Annotated in this window: 24 protein-coding genes and 1 pseudogene; 16 read left to right on the top strand and 9 right to left on the bottom strand. The window is 55.9% G+C overall.

Annotated elements, in window-relative coordinates; translation table 11 throughout:
• Positions 1-144: 144 nt before the first annotated feature.
• Positions 145-945, bottom strand: a complete 801-nt coding sequence (locus tag RTE01_RS04175; protein ID WP_134525585.1) for an SDR family NAD(P)-dependent oxidoreductase — start codon at positions 943-945, stop codon at positions 145-147.
• 96 nt (positions 946-1,041) lie between these two features.
• Here RTE01_RS04175 and RTE01_RS04170 point away from each other — a divergent pair, with 96 nt between their 5' ends.
• Both RTE01_RS04170 and RTE01_RS04165 read left to right on the top strand, forming a co-directional pair.
• Entirely contained in the window at positions 1,042-1,410 is a 369-nt protein-coding gene (locus tag RTE01_RS04170) for a MerR family transcriptional regulator (RefSeq protein ID WP_134525583.1), read from the top strand.
• A 67-nt stretch (positions 1,411-1,477) separates the two neighbouring features.
• Positions 1,478-1,619, top strand: a pseudogene (locus RTE01_RS04165) (integrase); the annotation flags it as partial.
• A gap of 138 nt (positions 1,620-1,757) precedes the next feature.
• On the opposite strand, the gene icd reads toward RTE01_RS04165, so the two are convergent.
• Positions 1,758-3,008 carry an NADP-dependent isocitrate dehydrogenase gene (gene icd / locus RTE01_RS04160; RefSeq protein WP_041145017.1) on the bottom strand — a complete coding sequence of 417 codons (1,251 nt, stop codon included), beginning with the start codon at positions 3,006-3,008 and terminating at the stop codon, positions 1,758-1,760.
• 233 nt (positions 3,009-3,241) lie between these two features.
• Between icd and rluE the strand changes: the two genes are divergently transcribed.
• The 5 genes from rluE (at position 3,242) to purB (ending at position 7,723) form a co-directional block, all read left to right on the top strand.
• Entirely contained in the window at positions 3,242-3,892 is a 651-nt protein-coding gene (gene rluE / locus RTE01_RS04155; protein ID WP_041145016.1) for a 23S rRNA pseudouridine(2457) synthase RluE, read from the top strand.
• An 18-nt stretch (positions 3,893-3,910) separates the two neighbouring features.
• Complete coding sequence (locus RTE01_RS04150; protein ID WP_134525581.1) at positions 3,911-4,357, top strand: NUDIX hydrolase; 447 nt, start codon at positions 3,911-3,913, stop codon at positions 4,355-4,357.
• A gap of 185 nt (positions 4,358-4,542) precedes the next feature.
• Entirely contained in the window at positions 4,543-5,649 is a 1,107-nt protein-coding gene (gene mnmA, locus RTE01_RS04145; protein ID WP_141334716.1) for a tRNA 2-thiouridine(34) synthase MnmA, read from the top strand.
• Between the two features lie 58 nt (positions 5,650-5,707).
• Entirely contained in the window at positions 5,708-6,349 is a 642-nt protein-coding gene (gene hflD / locus RTE01_RS04140) for a high frequency lysogenization protein HflD (protein WP_041145013.1), read from the top strand.
• 3 nt (positions 6,350-6,352) lie between these two features.
• Positions 6,353-7,723 carry an adenylosuccinate lyase gene (purB, locus tag RTE01_RS04135; RefSeq protein WP_041145012.1) on the top strand — a complete coding sequence of 457 codons (1,371 nt, stop codon included), beginning with the start codon at positions 6,353-6,355 and terminating at the stop codon, positions 7,721-7,723.
• Positions 7,724-7,729: 6 nt separating this feature from the next.
• Here the strand turns inward: purB and RTE01_RS04130 are convergent, their stop codons facing one another.
• Entirely contained in the window at positions 7,730-8,647 is a 918-nt protein-coding gene (locus tag RTE01_RS04130; RefSeq protein ID WP_041145011.1) for a LysR family transcriptional regulator, read from the bottom strand.
• Positions 8,648-8,747: 100 nt separating this feature from the next.
• Between RTE01_RS04130 and RTE01_RS04125 the strand changes: the two genes are divergently transcribed.
• Both RTE01_RS04125 and RTE01_RS04120 read left to right on the top strand, forming a co-directional pair.
• A complete protein-coding gene (locus tag RTE01_RS04125) occupies positions 8,748-9,059 on the top strand; it encodes a nuclear transport factor 2 family protein (RefSeq protein ID WP_076945233.1) in 312 nt (103 codons plus the stop codon).
• Positions 9,059-9,838 carry an SDR family oxidoreductase gene (locus tag RTE01_RS04120; protein ID WP_132510949.1) on the top strand — a complete coding sequence of 260 codons (780 nt, stop codon included), beginning with the start codon at positions 9,059-9,061 and terminating at the stop codon, positions 9,836-9,838. Before RTE01_RS04125 ends, RTE01_RS04120 begins: the two co-directional genes overlap by 1 nt.
• A gap of 18 nt (positions 9,839-9,856) precedes the next feature.
• Here the strand turns inward: RTE01_RS04120 and RTE01_RS04115 are convergent, their stop codons facing one another.
• Positions 9,857-11,071, bottom strand: a complete 1,215-nt coding sequence (locus RTE01_RS04115) for an MFS transporter (protein WP_134525579.1) — start codon at positions 11,069-11,071, stop codon at positions 9,857-9,859.
• Positions 11,072-11,187: 116 nt separating this feature from the next.
• Here RTE01_RS04115 and RTE01_RS04110 point away from each other — a divergent pair, with 116 nt between their 5' ends.
• From RTE01_RS04110 to RTE01_RS04095, 4 genes are all read left to right on the top strand, one after another.
• Entirely contained in the window at positions 11,188-11,628 is a 441-nt protein-coding gene (locus RTE01_RS04110) for a winged helix-turn-helix transcriptional regulator (protein WP_076945230.1), read from the top strand.
• Positions 11,629-11,809: 181 nt separating this feature from the next.
• Positions 11,810-12,484, top strand: coding sequence for a two-component system response regulator PhoP (gene phoP / locus RTE01_RS04105; RefSeq protein ID WP_041145006.1), 675 nt, complete (start codon positions 11,810-11,812; stop codon positions 12,482-12,484).
• Positions 12,481-13,947: a two-component system sensor histidine kinase PhoQ gene (gene phoQ, locus RTE01_RS04100; protein ID WP_041145005.1), complete on the top strand. Its 1,467-nt coding sequence runs from the start codon at positions 12,481-12,483 to the stop codon at positions 13,945-13,947. Before phoP ends, phoQ begins: the two co-directional genes overlap by 4 nt.
• Positions 13,948-14,088: 141 nt before the next feature.
• Complete coding sequence (locus RTE01_RS04095; protein ID WP_041145004.1) at positions 14,089-15,210, top strand: ribosomal protein uL16 3-hydroxylase; 1,122 nt, start codon at positions 14,089-14,091, stop codon at positions 15,208-15,210.
• Between the two features lie 416 nt (positions 15,211-15,626).
• Here the strand turns inward: RTE01_RS04095 and RTE01_RS04090 are convergent, their stop codons facing one another.
• From RTE01_RS04090 to pepT, 5 genes are all read right to left on the bottom strand, one after another.
• Positions 15,627-16,487: a ketose-bisphosphate aldolase gene (locus RTE01_RS04090; protein ID WP_123551230.1), complete on the bottom strand. Its 861-nt coding sequence runs from the start codon at positions 16,485-16,487 to the stop codon at positions 15,627-15,629.
• A gap of 3 nt (positions 16,488-16,490) precedes the next feature.
• Positions 16,491-17,903: a PTS fructose transporter subunit IIC gene (locus tag RTE01_RS04085; protein ID WP_134525575.1), complete on the bottom strand. Its 1,413-nt coding sequence runs from the start codon at positions 17,901-17,903 to the stop codon at positions 16,491-16,493.
• A gap of 22 nt (positions 17,904-17,925) precedes the next feature.
• On the bottom strand, positions 17,926-18,399 hold the full coding sequence (locus RTE01_RS04080; protein ID WP_041145001.1) for a PTS sugar transporter subunit IIA: 474 nt from the start codon (positions 18,397-18,399) through the stop codon (positions 17,926-17,928).
• Positions 18,389-19,912 (bottom strand): BglG family transcription antiterminator, encoded by a 1,524-nt coding sequence (locus RTE01_RS04075; RefSeq protein WP_134525573.1) that lies wholly within the window; start codon positions 19,910-19,912, stop codon positions 18,389-18,391. The genes RTE01_RS04080 and RTE01_RS04075 overlap by 11 nt, the downstream gene beginning before the upstream one ends.
• 397 nt (positions 19,913-20,309) lie before the next feature.
• On the bottom strand, positions 20,310-21,542 hold the full coding sequence (pepT, locus tag RTE01_RS04065; RefSeq protein WP_041144999.1) for a peptidase T: 1,233 nt from the start codon (positions 21,540-21,542) through the stop codon (positions 20,310-20,312).
• A 274-nt stretch (positions 21,543-21,816) separates the two neighbouring features.
• Here pepT and potA point away from each other — a divergent pair, with 274 nt between their 5' ends.
• The 3 genes from potA to potC are packed head-to-tail and all read left to right on the top strand — an operon-like array spanning position 21,817 to position 24,564.
• Complete coding sequence (gene potA, locus RTE01_RS04060) at positions 21,817-22,935, top strand: spermidine/putrescine ABC transporter ATP-binding protein PotA (RefSeq protein ID WP_134525569.1); 1,119 nt, start codon at positions 21,817-21,819, stop codon at positions 22,933-22,935.
• The gene (gene potB, locus RTE01_RS04055; RefSeq protein ID WP_123551227.1) at positions 22,919-23,776 is read left to right on the top strand and encodes a spermidine/putrescine ABC transporter permease PotB; all 858 of its coding nucleotides are present in this window, start codon (positions 22,919-22,921) and stop codon (positions 23,774-23,776) included. Before potA ends, potB begins: the two co-directional genes overlap by 17 nt.
• Entirely contained in the window at positions 23,773-24,564 is a 792-nt protein-coding gene (gene potC / locus RTE01_RS04050; RefSeq protein ID WP_041144996.1) for a spermidine/putrescine ABC transporter permease PotC, read from the top strand. The genes potB and potC overlap by 4 nt, the downstream gene beginning before the upstream one ends.
• The last annotated feature ends 79 nt before the right edge of the window (positions 24,565-24,643 follow it).

Here is a 24,643-nt window from a genome sequence, read left to right as displayed (position 1 = left end):
CCGGTTAACCTTTACGCCATGTGCGCGATATTTCCGTTGCTTACCTGTCGCAGCGCCCGGTCATTGCCGTCTCCCCCTTATGTTCGATGGCAGTTCATAAAGGTTTTTGGGCTTGCACACATTGATGTCCAGGCCCAGCTGCGATTAATCTCGCGCTGGCTTTGGGCGTAAGACTTTTTCTGCAATGAGCAAGAGGCGCTGGCGCGTAACGAAACGTTGTAACTGGCCGAGCAACCAGTTTTTGCAGCCAGTAATCAGATAATTACGGTTAGTATCAACGGCGTATAGCGCCTGTTTTACCACGCTTTCAGCCGACATTCGTTTACCCACTGAAGCCTTCTGCGCATTGACCACATCAAAAAAGGCCGTATCCGTTGCGCCGGGGCAAAGCGCCAATACGCGGATGCCGCGCGCGCGATATTCCGCCCAAAGCGCATTCGAAAATGAAAGCAAAAATGATTTCGTGGCACCATAAACCGCCATATATGGATCTGGTTGCATAGCGGCTGTAGAGGCGACGTTAATAATCACACCGGAACCGCTTAGCAGCATTTTGGGCAGCATAGCGTGAGTGAGTTCGACGGGCGCCAGGCAGTTAACTTTTATTTCTTCACGTTGTCGCTCAAGAGATAGCGTTTCGAACGGCCCATATGTCGCAAAGCCAGCGTTATTAATAAGAATATCGGGATAAAGCCGTAATGCATCAAGTCGTGCCGCAATGTGCGGAATGGCATCAGATGCCATTAAGTCCTGCACAATGATAGTCACTGATACACCATGATCCCTTTCTAACTCGGCCGCGAGAACCTGCAGTTTTAGCTCTGAGCGAGCCGTTAGGATCAGTACCACACCGCGAGCAGCCAGCTGTTGAGCGAAGACCCTCCCTATTCCTGAGGATGCCCCCGTAACCAGCGCTGTTTTCCCTGTATAATCAAAAGAATTCATACCATGTTTCCTGTTTGCCATTATGCGCACAACAAGATAAACCGTGCACTTAGGTCAACGGTCCAGAGTGATTTTATACGAGGTAAGGGCGGCAATATGAGAATCGGTGAGCTGTGTGTAAAAGCGGGGTTATCTAAGGATACGGTACGCTACTATGAAAGACTGGGATTGCTGGAGAAAATTCCTCAACCTAATGGCAGCAACAACTATAAAGTCTATTCCGCGGTGGATTTGCAACGTTTAAAAATGATCAAACATGCCAAAATGCTGGGGTTTACTCTGGCAGAGATTTCTGATGTCTTAGCTGTCTGGATAGAAGACCAATTTACCGTTGCGCAAAAGCAGGCCTGTCTGCACCGCAAGCTCGAACAGCTTGAAGAGAAAGCAAAGGCATTAGCTGAGCTGAGGGTCGGACTGATAAATGCCCTTAACAAGGTCGGCCAGCGTTGTGTAGACGTCTTTTGAGACGGTGCAGTTGACCTGCCAACGCATTGGTGACATATGCAATATGAAGCTGTCAGATATCCGGGATGACGGAACTGCGCCCACCTTTCATGAGCAGAGGTCTCTTTCTGAACGTTTATATCGTGAACAGGGTTTGGATACTCAAAACTGTTAGGCCATAAATCTAAGAAATGGCGGATAACTACAACGATGACCGAGTCAAAGAATAGGTCGTTGTAGGAAATAAATCGGTATAATTTTTCGTCGGTTTTGGGGAATAGTTTTGGAGAAGATTTTGGGGAAAGCGTTGGATGATAATAAAAACGGGAGCTCAATGGCTCCCGTTTTTGTCTAACCCAGAGACTGGATTACATGTTCGCGATAATCGCGTCGCCAAACTCGCTACATTTCAGCAGTTTAGCGCCTTCCATCAGACGTTCAAAGTCATAGGTCACGGTCTTAGCGGCGATTGCGCCTTCGGTGCCTTTAACGATCAGGTCTGCGGCTTCGAACCACTGCAGGTGGCGCAGCATCATCTCAGCGGAGAGGATAATGGAACCTGGGTTCACTTTGTCCTGGCCGGCGTATTTCGGTGCAGTACCGTGGGTCGCTTCGAACAGCGCACACTCGTCACCGATGTTCGCGCCCGGTGCAATACCGATACCGCCAACCTGCGCCGCCAGGGCGTCAGAGATGTAGTCGCCGTTCAGGTTCATACAGGCAATAACGTCATACTCGGCCGGACGCAGCAGGATCTGCTGCAGGAAGGCGTCAGCGATAACGTCTTTGATGATGATCTCTTTACCGGTGTTCGGGTTTTTAACCTTCTGCCACGGGCCGCCGTCAATCAGTTCACCGCCGAATTCTTCGCGAATCAGCTCGTAGCCCCAGTCTTTAAAGGCGCCTTCGGTGAACTTCATGATGTTGCCTTTGTGTACCAGCGTCAGCGAATCACGGTCGTTGGTAATGGCATATTCGATAGCAGCGCGAACCAGGCGTTTGGTGCCTTCTTCGGAGCACGGCTTGATGCCGATGCCGCAATGTTCCGGGAAGCGAATTTTCTTCACGCCCATCTCATCACGCAGGAATTTGATAACTTTTTCGGCTTCAGCGGAGTCTGCTTTCCATTCGATGCCCGCATAGATATCTTCTGAGTTTTCACGGAAGATAACCATATCGGTCAGTTCAGGATGTTTAACCGGGCTTGGCGTACCCTGGTAGTAGCGTACCGGGCGCAGGCAGACGTACAGGTCCAGCTCCTGGCGCAGGGCAACGTTCAGAGAACGAATACCGCCGCCAACTGGCGTCGTCAGAGGGCCTTTGATAGCAACACGATAGTCACGAATCAGATCAAGAGTTTCGGCAGGCAGCCAGACGTCCTGGCCATAAACCTGGGTCGATTTTTCGCCGGTGTAAACTTCCATCCAGGAAATTTTACGCTCGCCTTTATAGGCTTTCTCAACGGCGGCATCCACCACTTTCAGCATCGCTGGGGTCACATCAACACCGATACCATCACCCTCGATAAACGGGATAATCGGGTTATTAGGGACGTTCAGTTTGCCATCTTTCAGGGTGATTTTTTGACCTTCCGCCGGAACTACTACTTTGCTTTCCATTAACCTCTCCTTCGAGCGCTTCTGGTTCTGCTCTTCCTTTTCACACTAACCGAGCGTTGGCTTTATCCGCCCACTCCGCTACCGGGTGATCCCGCTAACCGGAGATTCGCGTCCGTGCCGCCTTCTAGTAGCGCGAATCAGTTTGAGCAATATTTTTGTTAAAAAATTGTGATGAGCATGTCAATACTACCTGAATGTTTGCATCCATGAAAGGCATTCGTAATTAGGCTATAATGCGGCAATTGACGGGGCCTGAAAATACCATGCAGAAAACTTCATTTAGAAAACATCGCGTTGAGCGATTCAGCTCACAACAAGTCACCAGACAACGTAAAGAACGCCAACCAACCAGCGTGATCTTGTTCAATAAACCCTATGATGTGTTGCCGCAGTTTACCGACGAAGCCGGACGCAGCACGCTAAAAGATTTTATTCCGCACGCCGGCGTCTACGCGGCGGGCCGTCTTGACCGCGATAGCGAAGGGCTGCTGGTGTTAACCAACGACGGCGCGCTCCAGGCGCGGCTCACCCAGCCGGGCAAGCGCACCGGTAAAATTTACTACGTCCAGGTGGAAGGCGAACCGACGCCAGAAGCGCTGGAGGCGCTGCGCAACGGCATTACGCTCAACGACGGCCCCACCCTGCCCGCCGAAATTGAGCGCGTCGCGCAGCCCGAATGGCTGTGGCCGCGCAATCCCCCCATCCGTGAACGCAAGGCGATCCCCACCAGCTGGCTGCAAATCACCCTCTATGAAGGCCGCAACCGTCAGGTACGCCGCATGACCGCGCACGTGGGCTACCCCACGCTGCGCCTGATTCGCTACGCGATGGGCGGCTATACTCTCGACGGTCTGGACAACGGCCAGTGGCGTCAGGTCGAATAATCATCCCAGGAGTGGAATATGTTTAAACCGCACGTCACCGTAGCCTGCATCGTACACGCTAAAGATAAATTTTTAGTGGTAGAAGAGACCATCAACGGCAAAGCGCTGTGGAACCAGCCGGCCGGTCATCTCGAGGCGGATGAAACCCTGGTGCAGGCGGCCGAACGCGAGCTGTGGGAAGAGACCGGGATCCGCGCCACTCCCCAGCACTTTATCCGCATGCATCAGTGGATCGCGCCGGACCGCACGCCGTTTCTGCGCTTTCTGTTCGCCATCGAGCTTGACGAACCCTGCGCTACCGAACCGCACGACAGCGATATCGACCGCTGCCTGTGGCTAAGCGCCGAGGAGATACTCCACGCGCCCAACCTGCGCTCTCAGCTGGTGGCAGAAAGTATCCGCAGCTATCAGGGCGATCCGCGCCACCCGCTGTCGCTGATCGGCGCCTTTAACTGGCCGTTTTAACACGTAAAACCGGAGCCAGCGCTGGCGGGACGCGGCGGCACTTTTGGCGCGCTCGCGCGCTATCCCCGCGGAGATAAGGCCGGTCAGCGCAGCGGCACGCAAAGTATGCCCCCTTGAGGGGGTGCCTGAGCCGCGACTGCGTGCTAGAATATGCCGCCTTGAAGTTCAATGTGGTGAGTATTCCAATGTCAGAAAATCCAAAAAAAGTGATCGTCGGCATGTCCGGCGGCGTCGACTCCTCGGTTTCCGCCTGGCTGCTGATCCAGCAAGGCTACAAGGTCGAAGGCCTGTTCATGAAGAACTGGGAAGAAGACGATGGTGAGGAATACTGCACAGCCGCCGCCGATCTCGCTGACGCTCAGGCCGTCTGCGATAAGCTCGGCATTGAGCTTCACACCGTCAACTTTGCCGCCGAATACTGGGACAACGTGTTCGAACTGTTCCTGGCTGAATATAAAGCCGGACGCACGCCGAACCCGGATATTCTGTGCAACAAAGAGATCAAATTTAAAGCCTTCCTCGAGTTCGCGGCAGAAGATCTTGGCGCCGACTATATCGCCACCGGCCACTACGTGCGCCGCGCCGACGTTAACGGCAAAAGCCAGCTGCTGCGCGGGCTCGACGGTAACAAAGACCAGAGCTACTTCCTCTACACCCTCGGCCACGAACAGATCGCCCAGAGCCTGTTCCCGGTCGGCGAGCTGGAAAAGCCGCAGGTACGTAAAATCGCCGAAGAGCTGGACCTCATCACCGCGAAGAAAAAAGACTCTACCGGCATCTGCTTTATCGGCGAACGCAAGTTCCGCGAATTCCTTGGCCGCTACCTGCCCGCCCAGCCGGGTAAAATCCTCACCGTGGACGGCGAGGAGATCGGCGAGCATCAGGGGCTGATGTACCATACCCTCGGTCAGCGTAAGGGCCTCGGCATCGGCGGCACCAAAGAGGGCAGCGAAGATCCGTGGTACGTCGTCGATAAAGACGTCGAGAATAATATTCTGGTGGTCGCTCAGGGTCACGATCACCCGCGCCTGATGTCGGTGGGGCTGATTGCCCAGCAGCTGCACTGGGTCGATCGCGAGCCGGTACAAGGCACCCTGCGCTGTACGGTGAAAACCCGCTACCGCCAGACCGATATCCCCTGCACCGTGAAGGCGCTGGACGACGAGCGCATCGAAGTCATCTTTGATGAGCCGGTTGCGGCGGTGACGCCGGGCCAGTCGGCGGTCTTCTACAGCGGTGAAGTGTGCCTCGGCGGCGGCGTTATCGAACAGCGCCTGCCGCTGCAGGCCTGACAGACAGTTTTTACCGCCGATAGCTGAATCCGCTACCGGCGGCTTACAAGGAGCACCTGTGGCGAAGAATTACTATGACATCACGCTGGCGCTGGCTGGCGTTTGCCAGGCAGCCCGTCTGGTTCAGCAGCTGGCGCACCAGGGGCATTGCGATAGCGACGCCCTGCACGTCTCGCTGAACAGCATCATCGACCTCAACCCGGATTCAACGCTGGCGGTGTTCGGTGGCAGTGAAGCCAATCTTCGCCTCGGGCTTGAAACCCTGCTCGGCGTCCTCAACACCGGCAGCCGTCAGGGGCTGAACGCTGAACTGACCCGCTACACCTTAAGCATGATGGTGCTCGAACGTAAGCTTGCGGCAGGCAAAGGCGCCATGGATACCCTTGGCAACCGCATCGCCGGCCTGCACCGCCAGCTGGAACATTTCGATCTGCAGTCTGAAACCCTGCTCAGCGCCATGGCGGGCATCTACGTAGACGTTATCAGCCCGCTGGGACCGCGCATCCAGGTCACCGGTTCTCCTGCCGTGCTGCAAAGCCCGCAGGTGCAGGCGAAGGTTCGCGCCTCGCTGCTGGCCGGCATCCGCGCGGCGGTGCTGTGGAACCAGGTTGGCGGCGGACGTCTGCAGCTCATGTTTTCTCGTAATCGTCTGGTTAACCAGGCAAAACAAATTCTTGCTCATTTAACCCCGGAGTTATGATCTATGGAATTATCCTCACTGACCGCCGTTTCCCCTGTCGATGGACGCTACGGCGATAAAGTCAGCGCGCTGCGCGGTATCTTCAGCGAATTCGGTTTGCTGAAGTTCCGTGTTCAGGTAGAAGTACGCTGGCTGCAAAAACTAGCCGCGCACGCAGCGATCAAGGAAGTTCCTGCTTTTGCTGCTGACGCAATCGGTTTCCTTGATAAAATCGTTGCTGATTTCAGCGTAGAAGATGCGCAGCGTATCAAAACCATCGAGCGCACCACTAACCACGACGTGAAAGCGGTGGAGTATTTCCTCAAGGAAAAAGTGGCCGACGTTGCCGAGCTGCACGCGGTTTCCGAATTTATTCACTTCGCCTGCACCTCCGAGGACATCAACAACCTGTCCCACGCGCTGATGCTGAAAACCGCCCGCGACGAAGTGATCCTGCCCTACTGGCGCCAGATGATTGACGCGGTAAAAAATCTCGCCACGCAGTACCGCGACGTGCCGCTGCTCTCCCGTACTCACGGCCAGCCGGCGACGCCGTCCACCATGGGTAAAGAGATGGCTAACGTCGCTTACCGCATGGAGCGTCAGTACCGTCAGTTGAACCAGGTCGAGATCCTCGGCAAAATTAACGGCGCGGTCGGCAACTATAACGCCCACATCGTCGCCTATCCGGAAGTGGACTGGCACCAGTTCAGCGAAGAGTTTGTCACCTCCCTGGGTATTCAGTGGAACCCTTACACCACGCAGATCGAGCCGCACGACTATATCGCCGAGCTATTCGACTGCATGGCGCGCTTCAACACCATCCTGATCGATTTCGATCGCGACGTGTGGGGCTACATCGCGCTCAACCACTTCAAGCAGAAGACCATCGCCGGTGAAATCGGCTCTTCCACCATGCCGCACAAGGTCAACCCTATCGACTTCGAAAACTCCGAAGGCAACCTGGGCCTGGCTAACGCCATGATGCAGCACCTGGCAAGCAAGCTGCCGGTCTCCCGCTGGCAGCGCGACCTGACCGACTCCACCGTCCTGCGCAACCTCGGCGTCGGTATCGGCTACTCCCTGATCGCCTATCAGTCCACCCTGAAAGGCATCAGCAAGCTGGAGCTGAACGGCGATCGCCTGCTCGACGAGCTGGATCACAACTGGGAAGTGCTGGCCGAGCCGATTCAGACCGTGATGCGCCGCTACGGGATCGAGAAGCCGTACGAAAAGCTGAAAGAGCTGACCCGCGGCAAGCGCGTCGACGCCGAAGGCATGCAGCAGTTCATCGACAGCCTGCCGCTGCCGGAAGACGAAAAAGTGCGCCTCAAGGCCATGACGCCGGCCAACTACATCGGCCGCGCGACCACCATGGTTGACGAGCTGAAGTAAGCCCCGCTACCCTCTTCCCGCAGGGGAAGAGGGTTTTGCCACCTCGCGTGCCAGCGCCAAAAAAGCGGTCAGTCCGGCAGACGGATTGCGCCGACCGGGATAGTAAAGACACAGCCCCGGAAACGGCGGCGTCCAGTCCGACAGCAGCCGAACCAGTCGCCCGGCGGCAATGTCATCCATCACGTTTTGCTCCAGAAAAAAACCGATCCCGACGTTTTCAAGCACCGCAGCGCGGACCAGCGAGGCCTCGTCCAGCGTCAGCGGGCCATCGATCTGCGGATGGACTACCTCCCCCTGCTTTTCCAGATGCCAGCGATAGAGAGAGCCGTCCGGCAGCCGCACGCGAATGCACGGATGATTGTGCAGATCTGCCGGCTCGCGCGGCGCCTCGCGGTTGGCCAGATAGCCCGGGGAGGCGACCACCGCATAGCGCTGCGGCTGCCCGAGGGAGAGGGCGATCATGTCATTGGGTATCAAATGGGCGACGCGGACTCCGATATCAAAACCCTCGGCGACGATATCTATCAGCCGCCCCTCCGTCACCAGATCGACGTGCATCTCCGGATAGCGCCGCAGGAACTCCAGCACCAGCGGCGTCAGAATCGCGCGCCCGGCAAACGGCGGCGCGTTAATCCGCAGCACGCCCGACGGGGTCTCCCGCCGCGAACGCACCTCCGTCAGCGCGTCGTGAACGCCCTGCAGCGAGGGGCCCATGCGCGCGATGAACAGCTGCCCGGCATCGGTTAACGCCACGCTGCGCGAGGTGCGATTAAATAGCCGCACGCCAAGGCTGGCCTCAAATTTGGCAACGGCATGGCTCAGCGCGGTGGTGGACACCCCAAGTTCAATGGCCGCCGCCCGAAACGTTCCCCGGCGAGCAATCGCCATCACAGCATCTAAATCAGTGAGCGCAATACGCGACATTATCCCGATTCCTTCATTGTGGCATCCCGGTTGGACCCAATTGTTTAAATTATAAAGAGTTCTTACAGTAAGCAGGTCATTTAATTACCGGAGTTTACCGATGAATATACCCGCAGCCGTCCAGCTTTTTTTTACCGCCCACGATGAAGATTCGATTGCCGAAGCGTTCACCGCCGACGCCGTGGTCCGCGATGAGGGTCATACCTACCGCGGGCGTCAGGCCATTCGGGCATGGCGGATCGCAGCAAGAGCGCAGTATCAGTTCGTTGCCGAGCCCTTCGAAGCGCTGAGCCAGGACGATATCGTGACGGTACGCGCCAGGGTGAGCGGTAATTTCCCCGGCAGCCCGGTGGTGCTCGACTACCGCTTTCAGCTGGCGGATGCGCGCATCGCCCGCCTGGAGATTAAATAATGGCTGACTTTCTGACCTTCAGCGGCAAACGCGTTCTCATCACCTCCGGAACCAAAGGCGCCGGCGCCGCCACCGTCGCGCTGTTCAGCCAGCTCGGCGCGCGGGTGCTCACCTGCGCCCGCCATTCGCCCGCCGTCCCCTCAGAGGCGCTCTTTGTCAAAGCCGATCTGAGCGACGAGGCGGGCTGCGCCCTGCTGGCAAAGCGCGTACAGGAGCAGCTGGGTGGCGTCGATATTATCGTGCATATGCTGGGAGGCTCTTCCGCGCCGGCGGGCGGGTTTGCCGCACTCGATGACGCGCAGTGGCAGCGGGAGCTGGCGCTTAATCTGTTTCCGGCGGTGCGCCTCGATCGGCTCCTGCTGCCTGAGATGCTCGAAAGGCGGTCCGGGGTGATTATTCACGTCTCCTCCATCCAGCGGACCCTGCCGCTGCCGGAAGCGACCACCGCCTACGCCGCCGCCAAGGCCGCGCTCTCGGTGTACAGCAAAAGCCTGTCCAAAGAGGTTTCGCCGGCAGGCGTGCGCGTGCTTAGCGTATCCCCCGGCTGGATTGAAACCGAAGCCGCCGTCGGCTTAGCCAACCGGCTGGCGGCGCAGGCGGGTACTGACTACGCTGGCGGACAAAAGATCATTATGGACGCCCTCGGCGGCATTCCGCTCGGCCGCCCCTGCCGGCCAGATGAGATAGCCAATCTGATCGCCTTCCTGGCCTCCGAGCGCGCCAGCGCCATCACCGGCGCCGAGTACGTTATTGACGGCGGCACCATCCCAACCGTCTAAGTCAGCGTGCCTGGCGGCCTATTTGCCGGAGGCCACGCGCCGGGTCGCAAACCAGAATATGAGCGCCAGCAGGCTGACGGCAGACCCCAGCAGGCACACCCCCTGCCATCCGGCGGCGGCGTATACCGCCGTCGTAGCGGCGGCGCCCAGGCCGCTGCCGGCGGCATAAAACAGCATATAGAGGCCCACCAGCCGGCCGTGGGCTTCCGGCCGGGTGCGAAAAATCATACTCTGATTGGTCACGTGTAGCGCCTGGCCGCCCAGATCCAGCAGCACGATGCCAATAAGCAGCGCCACCGGCGACCACGCCATCAGCGCGAGTGGCCACCAGGCGAGCAGCAGGATCACCAGCGCCGCGGCGCTGGTACGCTGCCCGTAGCCCCTGTCGGCCCACTTCCCGGCACGTCCGGCGGCCAGCGCCCCGATAACCCCCACCAGCCCCAGGGCGCCGATAGCGGTATGGGAGTAGCTATAGGGCGGCGCGCTCAGCGGCAGCACCAGCGCGCACCAGAAGATATTGAAGGCGGCAAACATCAGCAGCGCCAGCACGCCGCGAACCTGGAGTATTTTCTCCTGGCGCAGCAGCGTCAGCATCGATGCCAGCAGCTGGGGATAGCTCAGCGGACTCCTTGCCGCCGCCAGCGCCGGCAGCCGTCGCCAGAGCGGCAGGGCAATACCCAGCATCAGCAGCGCGGCAAAGAGATAAACCCCGCGCCAGCCGACGAGGTCGCTGATGCCGCCGGAGAATACCCGCGCCAGCAGCAGGCCGATAAACACCCCGCTCTGGGCGGCGCCGACCACCCGCCCCTGCTCGTGCGTCCCGGCGGCGCTGGCGGCATAGGCAATCAGCCCCTGGGTCATCGCGGTGCCCAGCAGGCCCACCGCCAGCATGCTGACCAGCAGCATAAGCGCCGACGTTGCGGCGCTGACCGCCACCAGCGCGGCGATCAGCAGGATCAGCTGCGCGCCCATCAGCCGACGGCGATTTAGCCGATCGCCAAGCGGCACCAGCAGCAATAGCGCCAGCGCGCAGCCAATCTGGGTCGCCGTTACCACGCCGCCGACGGAGGCGTCGCTGATAGCAAACTCCCGTCCCAGGGCATCGAGCAGCGGCTGGGCGTAATAGACGTTTGCGACGCTCAGGCCGCTGGCGATAGCGAACAGCCAGACCAGGCCTGCGGGCATAGCCACGGCCGGGTCAGCGGGTGCCAGGGATGCAATGGATGCCTTCATGATTCTCTGCCTCACTAATCTGGTTTCAAAATAAAACCACTTGAAGGCTAGAGCATGTAGTTTTAAAATGCAACTACATTACATCACGCCGAGGAGCGCGCATCGCGCGGCACAACATGATGAAAAACGAAACCTGTCCCGTCGCCCGCAGCGTGGATATTATCGGCGACCGCTGGTCGCTGCTGATCGTGCGCGACGCTTTTGATGGCATGAGCCGGTTTAGCGACTTTCAGCGCAGCCTGGGAATGGCGCGCAATATTCTCTCCGATCGCCTGCAAAAGCTGGTTGCTGCCGGCATCCTCAGAACCCAGGCCGCCTCGGACGGCACCGCGTATCAGGAGTATGTCCTGACGGAAAAGGGAGAGCGCCTGTTTCCCCTCGTGGTCGCGCTGCGTCAGTGGGGGGAGCGCTATCTTTTCGCCAGCGGCGAGCCACATTCCGTCCTGATCGATAAACGCACGCTGCAGGCGGTTCCGCCCATGGCGCCGACGGCCGAAGACGGCGCCCCGCTGTTGCCTTCGGCGACCGAGGTCCGCAAGGTGCAGGCGGACGGATAGCGGCCGGCGCCGCGCGTTTAAATATTCCGCCCGCTTATCAATGACCTGCTGCGAAAATAGCGGCCCAGCGAGAAAGCGCGGGGAAAAATAATTGAAATTCGTTATTTAACAGCCGTTTATATTCAACGTGTATAATTAGCGCTAAACTATTCAAATCAAATAATGAATATGGAGAACCGGCATGCGCGTACTCGTGGTTGAAGATAACGCTTTACTGCGCCATCACCTGAAAGTTCAGCTTCAGGAGTTAGGCCACCAGGTCGATGCGGCGGAAGATGCAAAAGAGGCCGACTACTATCTCGGCGAACACGTGCCGGATATCGCCATTGTCGACCTCGGCCTGCCGGATGAAGACGGCCTGTCGCTGATCCGCCGCTGGCGCAGCCACGAGGTGTCGGTGCCGGTACTGGTGCTCACCGCCCGCGAAGGCTGGCAGGATAAGGTCGAGGTGCTGAGCGCCGGCGCGGACGACTACGTCACCAAACCCTTCCATATCGAAGAGGTCGCCGCCCGCATGCAGGCCCTGCTGCGCCGCAACAGCGGCCTGGCGTCGCAGGTTATCTCCCTGCCGCCTTTCCAGGTCGACCTGTCGCGGCGCGAGCTGTCGGTCAACGAGCAGCCGATTAAGCTGACGGCGTTTGAGTACACCATTATGGAAACGCTGATCCGCAACCGCGGCAAAGTGGTCAGCAAAGATTCGCTGATGCTGCAGCTCTATCCTGACGCCGAGCTGCGCGAAAGCCACACTATCGACGTGCTGATGGGGCGTCTGCGCAAAAAAATCCAGGCTCAGCATCCGCACGACGTGATTACCACGGTGCGCGGCCAGGGCTATCTGTTCGAACTGCGCGGATGAAGGGTCCGCTACGGCATATTTTGCCGCTTTCCCTGCGCGTCCGCTTTCTGCTGGCGACGGCGGCCGTGGTGCTGGTGCTCTCGCTGGCCTACGGCATGGTCGCGCTGGTCGGCTATAGCGTCAGCTTCGATAAAACCACCTTCCGCCTGCTGCGCGGCGAAAGCAATTTGTTCTATATGCTGGCGAAGTGGGAAAACAACCGCATCGACGTTGATATCCCCGAAAATCTCAATATGCAGAGCCCGACGGTCACCCTTATCTACGACGCTAACGGCAAGCTGCTGTGGACTCAGCACGACGTCCCGTGGCTGACCAAACGTATTCAGCCGGAGTGGCTGAAGAGCAACGGCTTCCACGAAATTGAATCCGACGTCGACAGCACCAGCATGCTGCTGCGCAATAACCATGAGGTGCAGGAGGAGCTGGACGCGCTGCGCCAGCAGGACGATGGTTCTGAGATGACCCACTCGGTGGCTATCAATATCTATCCGGCAACCGACAAGATGCCGCAGCTGAGCATCGTGGTGGTCGACACCATCCCGGTGGAGCTCAAACGCTCCTATATGGTGTGGAGCTGGTTTATCTACGTCCTGGTCGCCAACCTGCTGCTGGTGATTCCGCTGCTGTGGGTCGCCGCGTGGTGGAGCCTGCGGCCCATCGAATCGCTGGCTAAAGAGGTCCGCGAGCTGGAAGAGCACCACCGCGAAATGCTCAACCCGAATACCACCCGGGAGCTGACGCGGCTGGTCAGCAACCTGAACCGTCTGCTGAAAAGCGAGCGCGAGCGCTACGATAAGTACCGCACGACGCTGACCGATCTCACCCACAGCCTGAAAACGCCGCTGGCGGTGATGCAGAGCACCCTGCGCTCGCTGCGCAGCGAAAAGATTGACGTCAACGCCGCGGAGCCGGTAATGCTCGAGCAGATCAGCCGCATCTCGCAGCAGATTGGCTACTACCTGCACCGCGCCAGCATGCGCAGCGGCGGAACCCTGCTCAGCCGCGAGCTGCATCCTATTGCCCCGCTGCTCGACAGCCTCACCTCGGCGCTGAATAAGGTTTATCAGCGCAAAGGGGTCAACATCACCCTCGATATCTCGCCCGAAATTAGCTTCGTCGGCGAACAGAACGACTTTATGGAGGTGATGGGCAACGTGCTGGATAACGCCTGTAAATACTGCCTGGAGTTTGTTGAAGTCTCCGTCCGCCAGGCGAACGATAACTACCTGCATATTCTGGTCGAAGACGACGGCCCGGGGATCCCGCACGGCCAGCGGAGCGTAGTGTTCGATCGCGGACAGCGCGCCGATACGCTGCGTCCAGGCCAGGGCGTAGGCCTCGCCGTCGCCCGCGATATCGTTGAGCAGTACGATGGCGATATTCTTACCGGCGACAGCCTGCTCGGCGGCGCCTGTATGGAGGTGATTTTCGGCCGCCAGCTGCCCGACGAGAGCGAAGGCTAACCGCCCTTCTCCCCCAATGACGCCTGCGTCCTGCGGGCGTCGCGGATCTCTGTGACCAGACGAACAAACGCTGCCAACAAAGAGGCAGTTTGAGGGATGGCGTGTATAATCCCAAACAGACACCTGCTGTGGAATATAAAAATGGATTATCAATTAACGCTTAACTGGCCTGACTTTATCGAACGCTACTGGCAAAAACGCCCGGTGGTATTAAAGCGGGGCTTTGCCAATTTCGTCGATCCCATTAGCCCGGATGAGCTGGCCGGACTGGCGATGGAAAACGAAGTCGATAGCCGCCTGGTCAGCCATCAGGACGGAAAATGGCAGGTCAGCCACGGCCCGTTTGAAAGCTACGATCACCTGAGCGAGAACAACTGGTCGCTGCTGGTGCAGGCGGTCAACAACTGGCACGAGCCGACGGCGGCGCTGATGCACCCGTTCCGCGCCCTGCCGGACTGGCGCATCGACGATCTGATGATCTCCTTCTCGGTTCCCGGCGGCGGCGTAGGCCCGCATCTCGATCAGTACGACGTGTTTATTATTCAGGGAACCGGACGCCGCCGCTGGCGCGTGGGCGACAAGGTACCGATGAAGCAGCACTGCCCGCATCCGGATCTGCTGCAGGTTGACCCGTTCGAGGCGATCATCGATGAAGAGATGGAGCCGGGCGATATCCTTTATATTCCGCCGGGATTCCCGCACGAAGGCTATTCGCTGGAAAACTCGCTGAACTATTCCGTGGGCTACCGCGCGCCGAACGCCCGCGAGCTGTTCAGCGGCTTTGCCGACTATATCCTGCAGCGCGAGCTCGGCAGCCAGCGCTACGCCGATCCTGACGTACCGTCGCGCGAGCATCCGGCGGATATTTTACCCGTCGAGCTGGATCGCCTGCGCGAGATGATGCTGGAGCTGATTAACCAGCCTGAGCATTTCAAACAGTGGTATGGCGAGTTTATTACCCAGTCCCGTCACGAGCTGGACGTGGCCCCTGCGGAGCCGCCGTATCAGCCGGATGAAATTTACGACGCGCTGCAGCAGGGCGACAAGCTGGTGAGGCTCGGCGGGCTGCGCGTGGTGCGCATTGACGGCGAAGTGTTCGTCAACGGCGAGAGGATTAACTCCCCGCATCGTCCGGCGCTGGACGCGCTGGCCATGCACCTGGCGCTCAACGCGGAGCACTTCGGCGATGCGCTGGAAGATCCGTCGTTCCTCGCGATGCTGGCGGCGCTGGTCAACAGCGGCTACTGGTTCTTCGAAGACTAAGCTAGCTTTCCCGGCCTGCGGGCCGGAATAATGAGCTCCCTGCGTCCTTGGTTCGATTCCGAGCTCGGGGCACCAGACATTCAGAAACGGACGCTCTTTGGCGTCCGTTTTGCTTTATGAAGTCAACATGTTATCCCGTTCTTCATGTTCACTACTGTTCCTTGACATACACTGGCAGCCACCGCTTTTTGTTGGTAAAAAGTTGGTAAACTCAGTTCGGTGAGTTTTTTACCGACATCTACCTTACCGGAGGCCCGCCATGCGCTTAACTGATATTGCAGTAAAAAACGCCAGGCCTTCAGAACAGCCAACCAAAGTTTCCGTTTGCCTTCGCTTTCCCGCTTAACCTGTTTTACCTGAGCCAGTCTGAGCCAGGGAGAATGAGAGCGATGCCGCCCTCATCCCCGTTCTGGTCGTTAAGCGTAAAGTGATGCTTTGCCTACAGACGAAAACAGACGCATTTTGTGTGCGACGACTTCTCGAGCCGCAGCCATCGGCTTGAGAAACAGCGCATTTGGCTCATGGCTGTTACCTTTGAGCTCCTCTTCCAGCGCCACAAAGAATGCCTTTTTCATATCGCTGGAAATATTGATTTTACCCACGCCAAATTGAATAGATTCGGCGACTTCGCTGTCCTTATTGCCGGAACCGCCGTGCAACACTAGTGGGATATTCAGACGCTGACGGATTTCCTGCAAACGTTCAATATCGAGCTTAGGTTGCATCCCCACAGGATAAAGTCCGTGAGAGGTACCAATCGCCACCGCAAGCGTGTCGACTCCAGTTTCAGCAACAAAACGTTCTGCCTGCGCGGGATCGGTATAGAGGATCTCGCTGTGTCCGCCTTCTGCACTACCCAGGGCGACACCGATGGTACCCAATTCTGCTTCAACGGAAACGTTCACCGTATGAGCGACTTCGACGACGCGTCGGGTAATTTCAATATTATCTTCTAGCGGTACTGCGGAGGCATCGATCATCACTGAGGTATAGCCAGTGCGGATCGCCCGCATAATATGTTCAAACGTCTGCCCGTGATCCTGATGAATAACGACCGGCACCGTGGCGGTTATCGCCAGTTCCCGCAAATAACCGATGAATGCATCCCCCACAAACTCATGTTCATCCGGGTGGATTTCCAGAATAACCGGTGAGCGCTGCGCTTCGGCAACCTCAATAACCAACCGGGCAAATTCCGCCGAGGCGATATTAAATGCGCCTACCCCAAATTGGTTTTCCTGTGCAACGCGCAGCAGATCTTTCATATTTATCAACATGGTTTAATTCTCCAGAACAGTTTGTGGAGCGTCTTTTTTAATAAAGCGCAGAATGAGGGCGGTCAAAATTGCACCTGCAAGAATGGCAAAGAGATAGCCCAGTACATTGGTAATAACATTGGGAATAAACATCACGAACACACCACCGTGCGGTGCTCGAGAGGCGCAGCCCAGCGCCATTGAAAGCGCCCCCGCCAGACCAGAACCCGCGACGATTGCGGGGATCACTCTCAGGGGATCGGCAACGGCGTAAGGGATTGCACCTTCAGTAATGAATGAAAGACCCAGCACATAAGTGACTTTGCCCGTTTCTCTCTCCTGTTCAGTGAATTTGCTTTTAAATAAGGTGGTTGCCAGGGCGATGCCCAGCGGTGGCACCATGCCCGCCGCCATACATGCGGCAATGGGCTCATAGATACCGGTGGACATTAAGCCAATGGCGAACATACATACCGTTTTGTTTAACGGCCCGCCCATATCAAAGGCAACCATCATGCCCATCATCAAACCCATAATTGCCGCATTGGTATTCCCCATATTGGCGAGGAAAGCCGTCAGGGCTTCGAGAAGCAGTTTGATCGGTTCGCCAATCACCAGAATCATCAATGCGCCGGTGATAAAAACGCTTAGCAGAGGGACTATCAGAATAGGCTTCAGGCCTGCGATAGCTTTAGGCAGGTTGATATACTTCACGATAGCAAAGGTGACGTATCCGGCCATAAATCCGGCAAGTAGCGCCCCCAGGAAGCCTGAACCGGTATGAATGGCCAGCATCCCTCCTACCGCGCCGGAGACAATTCCGGCGTTGCCGCTAATTGATTTACTGATCCCCAATGATAGGATCGGCAACATCAGTGCAAATGCTGCTCCCCCACCAATATCGGAAAGCATTTTAGCGAGGGGGCTGAAATGCGGATCTCCCGGAGTGGCGGCTGTAATACCGAACGAAAAGCTCAAGGCAATCAATATCCCTCCCGCAACGACGAAGGGGATCATCAAATTAACGCCAGTGATCAAATGGACGTAAATTTGCGATAGTAATGTTGATTTATCTCCCGCTGTAGTGGGTTCATTGGCAGATTTCGCATCGCGGCTTTCCATCAACTCAGGCGCTAAATTACCTGAGACAATATCTTGTAATAATCCTGATGCATCTTTAGCTGCACGGGTGACTGAAACCCGAATGATTTTTTTACCTGCGAAGCGGGACATGTCGATAACTTTATCTGCGGCAATCAGAACAATATCCGCTAATTTAATATCATCGACAGTAAATATATATTCACTTTCTACTGCGCCCTGCGTTTCAACCAGTAGATTGAGGCCCATCTTTTTTGCATGTTTTTTTAAATTAGCTTCTGCAAGGTACGTGTGAGCAACGCCTGTTGGACAGGCCGTTATGGCTATAATGTTCAAGATATCTCTCCTGGGAAAGTTATTATTCTTCAGTATTGTTAACAATCAAACCGTATAGTTCCTCTTGTGAATTAGCATTAAGTAATTTTTCGACAGTGTCATCATCACCAAGAGCAATAGAAATTTTGGCGAGGACACGAATATGTCCGGCACCGCTATCAGCATCTTTTACGGCAAAAAGAATGACGAGTTTGACATCCGTGCTGTCCATCGTTTCCCAATCAACGGTATGTTTTAATTTCGCCACGGCGATACGTGTCTCTCTGACCCACGGTGATTTTCCATGAGGAATCGCAATTTGATTTTCGAAACCGGTAGAGCCTAATTCCTCACGGGCCAGAACATCCTGAATAAACCCTTTTTTATCACTTATCGCTCCTGCTGAGCACAGTCGATCGGTCATTTTTTCAATAACATCAAGTTTGGTATTGGCGACCAGGTCAGTCAGCACGCACTCTTTACTAAGTAGATCAGAGATGACAATCTTATCTAACATCATAATTCTCCTTAATATTTATATTCAGGTCTGACCCAAGACACTCAGTCACGCGGATAATATCTTTGGTTGAGAACAGGGCCGAAACATAAGCGATTGGCAGATTAATATCGTCGAGACGAATGGTGGAAATGATAAGGTCGCAAGCTTTCTGCTCCAGCGTTTCTTTCAGACGGGCACCTGGTACAATATCTACGATGTCCCACTCCGGAAATGCCCGTTTAATTCGGCTATACAATAGTTGTGAGGTACCAATGCCGCTGGAACAGACAAGAATAATTTTCTTGCTAATTTTTATTTTCTCAATGGCGGCCTGAATATAAACGGTCAGGTATGCGACTTCGTCGTCTGAGGCAGAGAGAAGCGCCTGCTGTGTATTGATTTTTTCGACCGTTGCCTTGACCGATGTGAAGACGGAAGTCAGCTCCTGTTTAATCTCTTCCAGTAATGGGTTATGGATGGTAATGCCATAGGCTAGCCGGTTAAGCATCGGTTTGATATGTGATATCAGGGCACTTTTGAGAGTGGGGTCGTACGACAGATCGATAGCCAGCGACGCCGAAATCTCTTGTATAAGCTGTTCCACGTAATGAGTCGCCTCGTGGTTGCTATGCAGGTTTTCATCCGGCGGAGCGAGAGTGGAGTGAATTCCTGAAGAGACAATATACTGATAGATATAGCTCACTTCGATTGTCGGCAGTGAGGTGCTGTATTCTGTTTCCAGCCACTGGATGGCCTTCTCCGCAATATGCCACTCTTTATTCTCGGCGCGTACGTAATCATCATCGCAATGATCGCGAAAATGATTTTTAGCCCGTCGAATGGTGACTAAAAGATGTGAGAATAAATTGGTATAATACGGCTCACTAATTGAGGATTGCAGGTCCTCTTCGATGAGTGAAATCAGCGTCATGCAATTAGCGACATTTTTCTTGCCAAATTCCTTGATGAGCTGTATGCGTGAAAAGCGGTCGATACGGCTATCGGTCATCTGGTAATTATTGAGTACGCTATAAGTAATAATATCTTTTAAGGCTATGCGAATATTAAAATCATTACCTCCAATATAGGTTCCGGTATGATTTCTTATCATCGTTAGATTAAAAGACGCTACCCATGCCTCCACCTTCTTTAAGTCAACAACAATAGATGAACGACTAATGAAATATTTTTCTGCAAGCGCATTGATGGAGAGAGGAGCCGGAGAATGAGTTAATAAATCGGTGGCAATTCCGATAAGCCGCTTGCTTTTTAATATTTCCTTAATAGAACTATCACCGGAGTTGTGCGGCCGAGTGAGTACTTTAGTACCGACAAGTTTGAGGCCTAACCCAGGTTTGCTGTCAATGCGGTTCCCTTTATAACGATAGAAAGCATTGACAGTGTCGATATCTCTACGCAACGTGCTGACCGAAACATTTAAAATTTCAGCCGCGTGATTCGTTGCCAACCATTCATTTTCGTTAGCCAACAAGTTAATCAGGTTAATTTGTCTTTGATTCAGCACGCTCATTATCAACATCCTGGTGGAGATATGGGGCTTCTTTAATGTTAGTTATAGCAATGCAGGGAAGAAACTAAAATACCAAAGGATGAACAGAATAGGGTCATAAAGGTGAACAGATGTTGTGACGTGAGTCGTTTATTTGGAGAGAGGAGTCAGGCCCAAAGCCTCCAGTTAATCTTCTTGCCCCTCACGGTAGCAGTGGTGATAATTGATTCTATCGCTTTGAACTTGCCACGAGCGAGGTAGGCAGCGAAAGTCGACTTGCCTTCACCGCCTTTTGGGGAAATAACGGATAGAATTTTCGCAGTTTGTACGTCCACTCGGGTAACGTACAAACGCACTCATACATCCGGTTAATGCCTGCTAAGTGGTCGCGATGCCGGCAGCCCGGTTCAGCCGGGCGCTACTGCGCGCCCCGCTTTGCCGTCAGTTCGGCTATCCGCACGATAACCTGTACCGCCTTCTCCATCCCTTCCAGCGTCACGAACTCATGCTTGCCGTGGTAGTTATAGCCGCCGGTAAACAGGTTCGGGCAGGGCAAGCCCATAAAAGAGAGCTGCGCCCCGTCGGTGCCGCCGCGAATGGGCTTCATTTCCGGTTCGATATGGCAATCGACCATCGCCTGGCGGGCAATCTCCACGACGTGCGGATGGGCGATCACTTTTTCATGCATGTTGTAGTAGCTGTCTTCAATTACCAGCTCGATATAGCAGTCCGGATGCAGCCCTTTGCCGACCTTTTTGGCGATCTCCATCATCCTGCGCTTGCGGGCTTCAAACTGCTTGCGGTCAAAATCGCGGATAATGTAGTGCATCTCGGCGCGGTCAACGCTGCCCTTGATAGTCGACAGATGGTAAAAGCCTTCATAGCCTTCGGTGGTTTCCGGCGCCTCATCGGCCGGGACTTCGGCATGAATTCTTGCCGCCAGCGACAGGGCGTTAACCATCACCCCTTTGGCGGTGCCGGGGTGAACGTTATTGCCAACGATTTTAATGGTCACCGAGGCGGCATTGAAGTTCTCAAACTCCAGCTCGCCGACGCCGCCGCCGTCAACGGTGTAGGCCCAGCGCGCGTCGAAGGCGGCAACGTCAAAGTGCTTCGCCCCTTTCCCCACCTCTTCGTCGGGGGTAAACGCCACGCGGATATCGCCGTGGGGAATATTTTTCGCCTGCAGCGTCGCCAGCGCGGTCATAATTTCGGCAATGCCGGCCTTATCGTCCGCGCCGAGCAGCGTTTTGCCATCGGTGGTGATCAGCGTTTGCCCCAGCAGCTGATGCAGCACCGGGAACATCACCGGCGAGAGCACCTCGTCGCCGATGCCGAGGGCGATATCGCCGCCGCGGTAGTTTTCGACAATTTGCGGGCTGACGTGCTTGCCGCTGAAGTCAGGCGCGGTATCGACGTGGGAGATAAAGCCAATGGGCGGAATATCCCCCGCCACGTTCGCGGCCAGGGTTCCCATCACCGTCCCTTTCTCGCTTAGCGTCACGTTAACCAGCCCCATTTCTTCCAGCTGCGCCTGCAGCAGGCGCAACAACTTCCACTGCCCTTCCGTGCTCGGAACCTGACGCACGCCGGCCTTCGACTGCGTGTCTAAAGAAACGTACTGTAAAAAACGCTCAAGCAATTTATCCATGTGGCCACCCTCATCTTTTGTGACAACATTATTGATAAGCCCGAAAAGACAAATATTGCGTCAGGTCATTTTTAACCCGGCAAACAGGAATTTAATACATTAACTCACGTAATGTTGTAAAGGTAAGCTATCTGCAGGCTACAAGGATTGGCGATCGGTAACCTTTGCCGTAGAATGCTTGCCCTTATTAATTATGTGCAGCCCCAAAGGTGGTTAACCACAAACCCCGCATCGGTAAGCCTTCCGCTGCGTCTACACGGGACAGAGTCAAAAATTGAATATACAACCGCGTTCACGTTCTCCGCTGGTTCAGCTGGCGGGAATTGGTAAAAGCTTTGATGGCAAAACGGTTATCGCCGATCTGAATCTGACCATCAATAACGGTGAGTTTCTCACTCTGCTTGGCCCTTCTGGCTGCGGTAAAACAACCGTTCTCCGCCTTATTGCCGGGCTGGAAAATGTCGATTGCGGACACATTCATCTCGAAGAGCACGATATCACCCACGTTCCGGCGGAAAACCGTCACGTCAATACCGTCTTTCAAAGCTACGCCCTGTTCCCGCATATGACGGTATTCGAAAACGTCGCCTTCGGCCTGCGGATGCAAAAAACGCCGGCGGCGCAGATAGCGCCCCGCGTCGTCGACGCCCTGCGCATGGTGCAGCTGGAGGAGTTTGCCCAGCGCAAGCCGCACCAGCTCTCCGGCGGCCAGCAGCAGCGCGTAGCCATTGCCAGAGCGGTGGTCAACAAGCCGCGCCTGCTGCTGCTCGATGAATCCCTCTCGGCGCTGGACTACAAGCTGCGCAAGCAGATGCAAAACGAGCTCAAAGCGCTCCAGCGCAAGCTCGGCATCACCTTCGTCTTCGTCACCCACGATCAGGAAGAGGCGCTGACGATGTCCGACCGCATCGTGGTGATGCGCGATGGCAAAATTGAGCAGGACGGCACCCCGCGCGAAATTTACGAAGAGCCGAAGAACCTGTTTGTTGCCAGCTTTATCGGCGAGATCAATATCTTTAGCGCGACGGTGATTGAGCGCCTCGACGAGCAGCGCGTTCGCGCCTGCGTTGAAGGCCGCGAATGCAATATCTACGTTAACTTTGCCGTTGAGCAGGGGCAGTCGCTGAACGTCATGCTGCGTCCTGAGGATCTGCGCGTCGATGAGGTTCACGACGCCAGCGAAGCCGATGGCCTGATAGGCTATATCCGCGAGCGCAATTACAAAGGCATGACCCTCGAATCGGTGGTCGAACTGGAAAACGGCAAAATGGTGCTGGTCAGCGAATTCTTTAACGAGGACGATCCCGACTTTGACCACCCGCTTGACCAGAAAATGTCCATTAACTGGGTCGAGAGCTGGGAGGTTGTACTGGCTAATGAAGAACACCAGTAAATTCCAAAATGTGGTGATTGCCACCATCGTCGGCTGGCTGGTGCTGTTTGTTTTCCTGCCCAACCTGATGATTATCGGCACCAGCTTTTTGACCCGCGACGACGCTAACTTCGTCAAATTGGTCTTTACGCTGGATAACTATGCGCGCCTGCTGGATCCGCTCTATTACGCCGTGCTGCTGCACTCGCTGAATATGGCGCTGATGGCGACGCTCGCCTGCCTGCTGCTCGGCTACCCTTTTGCCTGGTTTCTCGCCAGGCTGCCGGAAAAGGTCCGTCCGCTGCTGCTGTTTCTGCTGATCGTCCCGTTCTGGACCAACTCGCTGATCCGCATCTATGGGCTGAAAATCTTTCTCAGCACCAAGGGCTACCTCAACGAGTTTCTGCTGTGGCTGGGGGTCATTGAGACGCCTCTGCGCATCATGTACACCCCGTCGGCGGTGATTATCGGCCTGGTCTACATTCTGCTGCCGTTTATGGTGATGCCGCTCTACTCCAGCATTGAGAAGCTGGATCGCCCGCTGCTGGAAGCGGCGAAGGACCTCGGCGCCAGCCGGCTGCAAACCTTTATCCGCATTATCATCCCGCTGACCATGCCGGGGATTATCGCCGGCTGCCTGCTGGTGATGCTGCCGGCGATGGGGCTGTTCTACGTCTCCGACCTGATGGGCGGCGCGAAGAACCTGCTGATCGGCAACGTCATTAAGAGCCAGTTCCTCAATATTCGCGACTGGCCGTTTGGCGCGGCCACCAGCATTACGTTAACCCTCGTGATGGGCCTGATGCTGCTGATTTACTGGCGCGCGGCAAGGCTGCTTAACAACAAGGTGGAGCTGGAATGATCGGTCGACTGCTGCGCGGCGGTTTTATGACCGCCATTTACGCGTATCTCTACATTCCCATTATTATTCTGATCGTTAACTCGTTTAACAGTTCGCGCTTCGGCATCAGCTGGCAGGGGTTTACCACCCATTGGTATAGCCTGCTGATGAACAACGACAGCCTGCTGCAGGCCGCGCAGCACTCGCTCACCATGGCGGTGCTGTCGGCGACCTTTGCCACCCTGATCGGTTCGCTGACCGCCGTTGCGCTCTACCGCTACCGCTTTCGCGGTAAGCCCTTCGTCAGCGGAATGCTGTTTGTGGTGATGATGTCGCCGGATATCGTGATGGCGATCTCCCTGCTGGTGCTGTTTATGCTGATTGGCATTCAGCTGGGCTTCTGGTCGCTGCTGTTCTCGCATATCACCTTCTGCCTGCCTTTCGTGGTGGTGACGGTGTTTTCGCGGCTCAAGGGGTTCGACGTGCGGATGCTGGAAGCCGCGAAGGATCTCGGCGCCAGCGAGTTAACCATTTTGCGCAAGATAATCCTGCCGCTGGCGCTGCCGGCGGTGGCGGCGGGATGGCTGCTGAGCTTTACGCTATCGATGGATGACGTCGTGGTGTCATCGTTCGTCACCGGACCGGGCTATGAAATACTGCCGCTGAAGATCTACTCGATGGTCAAAGTGGGCGTGTCGCCGGAGGTGAACGCGCTGGCAACCATCCTGCTGATTCTGTCGCTGGTGATGGTTGTCGCCAGCCAGCTCATTGCCCGCGACGGCACCAAAGGCTCACCCAAACGGGCCTGATTACTGCAGCCGGTTCGGGCCTCGTCCCGGACCGGCAACTACCATAGCCTGCTGAACAGGCTTAAACCAGGGGACGTTA

The sequence above is a fragment of the Klebsiella terrigena genome (assembly GCF_006539725.1).
Classification (GTDB): domain Bacteria; phylum Pseudomonadota; class Gammaproteobacteria; order Enterobacterales; family Enterobacteriaceae; genus Klebsiella; species Klebsiella terrigena.
This window is presented reverse-complemented; position numbering and strand designations above follow the sequence as displayed.

What these genes read in the sequence shown, in the direction of transcription:
- RTE01_RS04175 (WP_134525585.1), bottom strand. Translation starts at nt 945, where the DNA reads ATGAATTCTTTTGATTATACAGGGAAAACAGCGCTGGTTACGGGGGCA.
- RTE01_RS04170 (WP_134525583.1), top strand. Translation starts at nt 1,042, where the DNA reads ATGAGAATCGGTGAGCTGTGTGTAAAAGCGGGGTTATCTAAGGATACG.
- icd (WP_041145017.1), bottom strand. Translation starts at nt 3,008, where the DNA reads ATGGAAAGCAAAGTAGTAGTTCCGGCGGAAGGTCAAAAAATCACCCTG.
- rluE (WP_041145016.1), top strand. Translation starts at nt 3,242, where the DNA reads ATGCGGCAATTGACGGGGCCTGAAAATACCATGCAGAAAACTTCATTT.
- RTE01_RS04150 (WP_134525581.1), top strand. Translation starts at nt 3,911, where the DNA reads ATGTTTAAACCGCACGTCACCGTAGCCTGCATCGTACACGCTAAAGAT.
- mnmA (WP_141334716.1), top strand. Translation starts at nt 4,543, where the DNA reads ATGTCAGAAAATCCAAAAAAAGTGATCGTCGGCATGTCCGGCGGCGTC.
- purB (WP_041145012.1), top strand. Translation starts at nt 6,353, where the DNA reads ATGGAATTATCCTCACTGACCGCCGTTTCCCCTGTCGATGGACGCTAC.
- RTE01_RS04130 (WP_041145011.1), bottom strand. Translation starts at nt 8,647, where the DNA reads ATGTCGCGTATTGCGCTCACTGATTTAGATGCTGTGATGGCGATTGCT.
- RTE01_RS04125 (WP_076945233.1), top strand. Translation starts at nt 8,748, where the DNA reads ATGAATATACCCGCAGCCGTCCAGCTTTTTTTTACCGCCCACGATGAA.
- RTE01_RS04120 (WP_132510949.1), top strand. Translation starts at nt 9,059, where the DNA reads ATGGCTGACTTTCTGACCTTCAGCGGCAAACGCGTTCTCATCACCTCC.
- RTE01_RS04115 (WP_134525579.1), bottom strand. Translation starts at nt 11,071, where the DNA reads ATGAAGGCATCCATTGCATCCCTGGCACCCGCTGACCCGGCCGTGGCT.
- RTE01_RS04110 (WP_076945230.1), top strand. Translation starts at nt 11,188, where the DNA reads ATGATGAAAAACGAAACCTGTCCCGTCGCCCGCAGCGTGGATATTATC.
- phoP (WP_041145006.1), top strand. Translation starts at nt 11,810, where the DNA reads ATGCGCGTACTCGTGGTTGAAGATAACGCTTTACTGCGCCATCACCTG.
- phoQ (WP_041145005.1), top strand. Translation starts at nt 12,481, where the DNA reads ATGAAGGGTCCGCTACGGCATATTTTGCCGCTTTCCCTGCGCGTCCGC.
- RTE01_RS04095 (WP_041145004.1), top strand. Translation starts at nt 14,089, where the DNA reads ATGGATTATCAATTAACGCTTAACTGGCCTGACTTTATCGAACGCTAC.
- RTE01_RS04090 (WP_123551230.1), bottom strand. Translation starts at nt 16,487, where the DNA reads ATGTTGATAAATATGAAAGATCTGCTGCGCGTTGCACAGGAAAACCAA.
- RTE01_RS04080 (WP_041145001.1), bottom strand. Translation starts at nt 18,399, where the DNA reads ATGTTAGATAAGATTGTCATCTCTGATCTACTTAGTAAAGAGTGCGTG.
- RTE01_RS04075 (WP_134525573.1), bottom strand. Translation starts at nt 19,912, where the DNA reads ATGAGCGTGCTGAATCAAAGACAAATTAACCTGATTAACTTGTTGGCT.
- pepT (WP_041144999.1), bottom strand. Translation starts at nt 21,542, where the DNA reads ATGGATAAATTGCTTGAGCGTTTTTTACAGTACGTTTCTTTAGACACG.
- potB (WP_123551227.1), top strand. Translation starts at nt 22,919, where the DNA reads ATGAAGAACACCAGTAAATTCCAAAATGTGGTGATTGCCACCATCGTC.
- potC (WP_041144996.1), top strand. Translation starts at nt 23,773, where the DNA reads ATGATCGGTCGACTGCTGCGCGGCGGTTTTATGACCGCCATTTACGCG.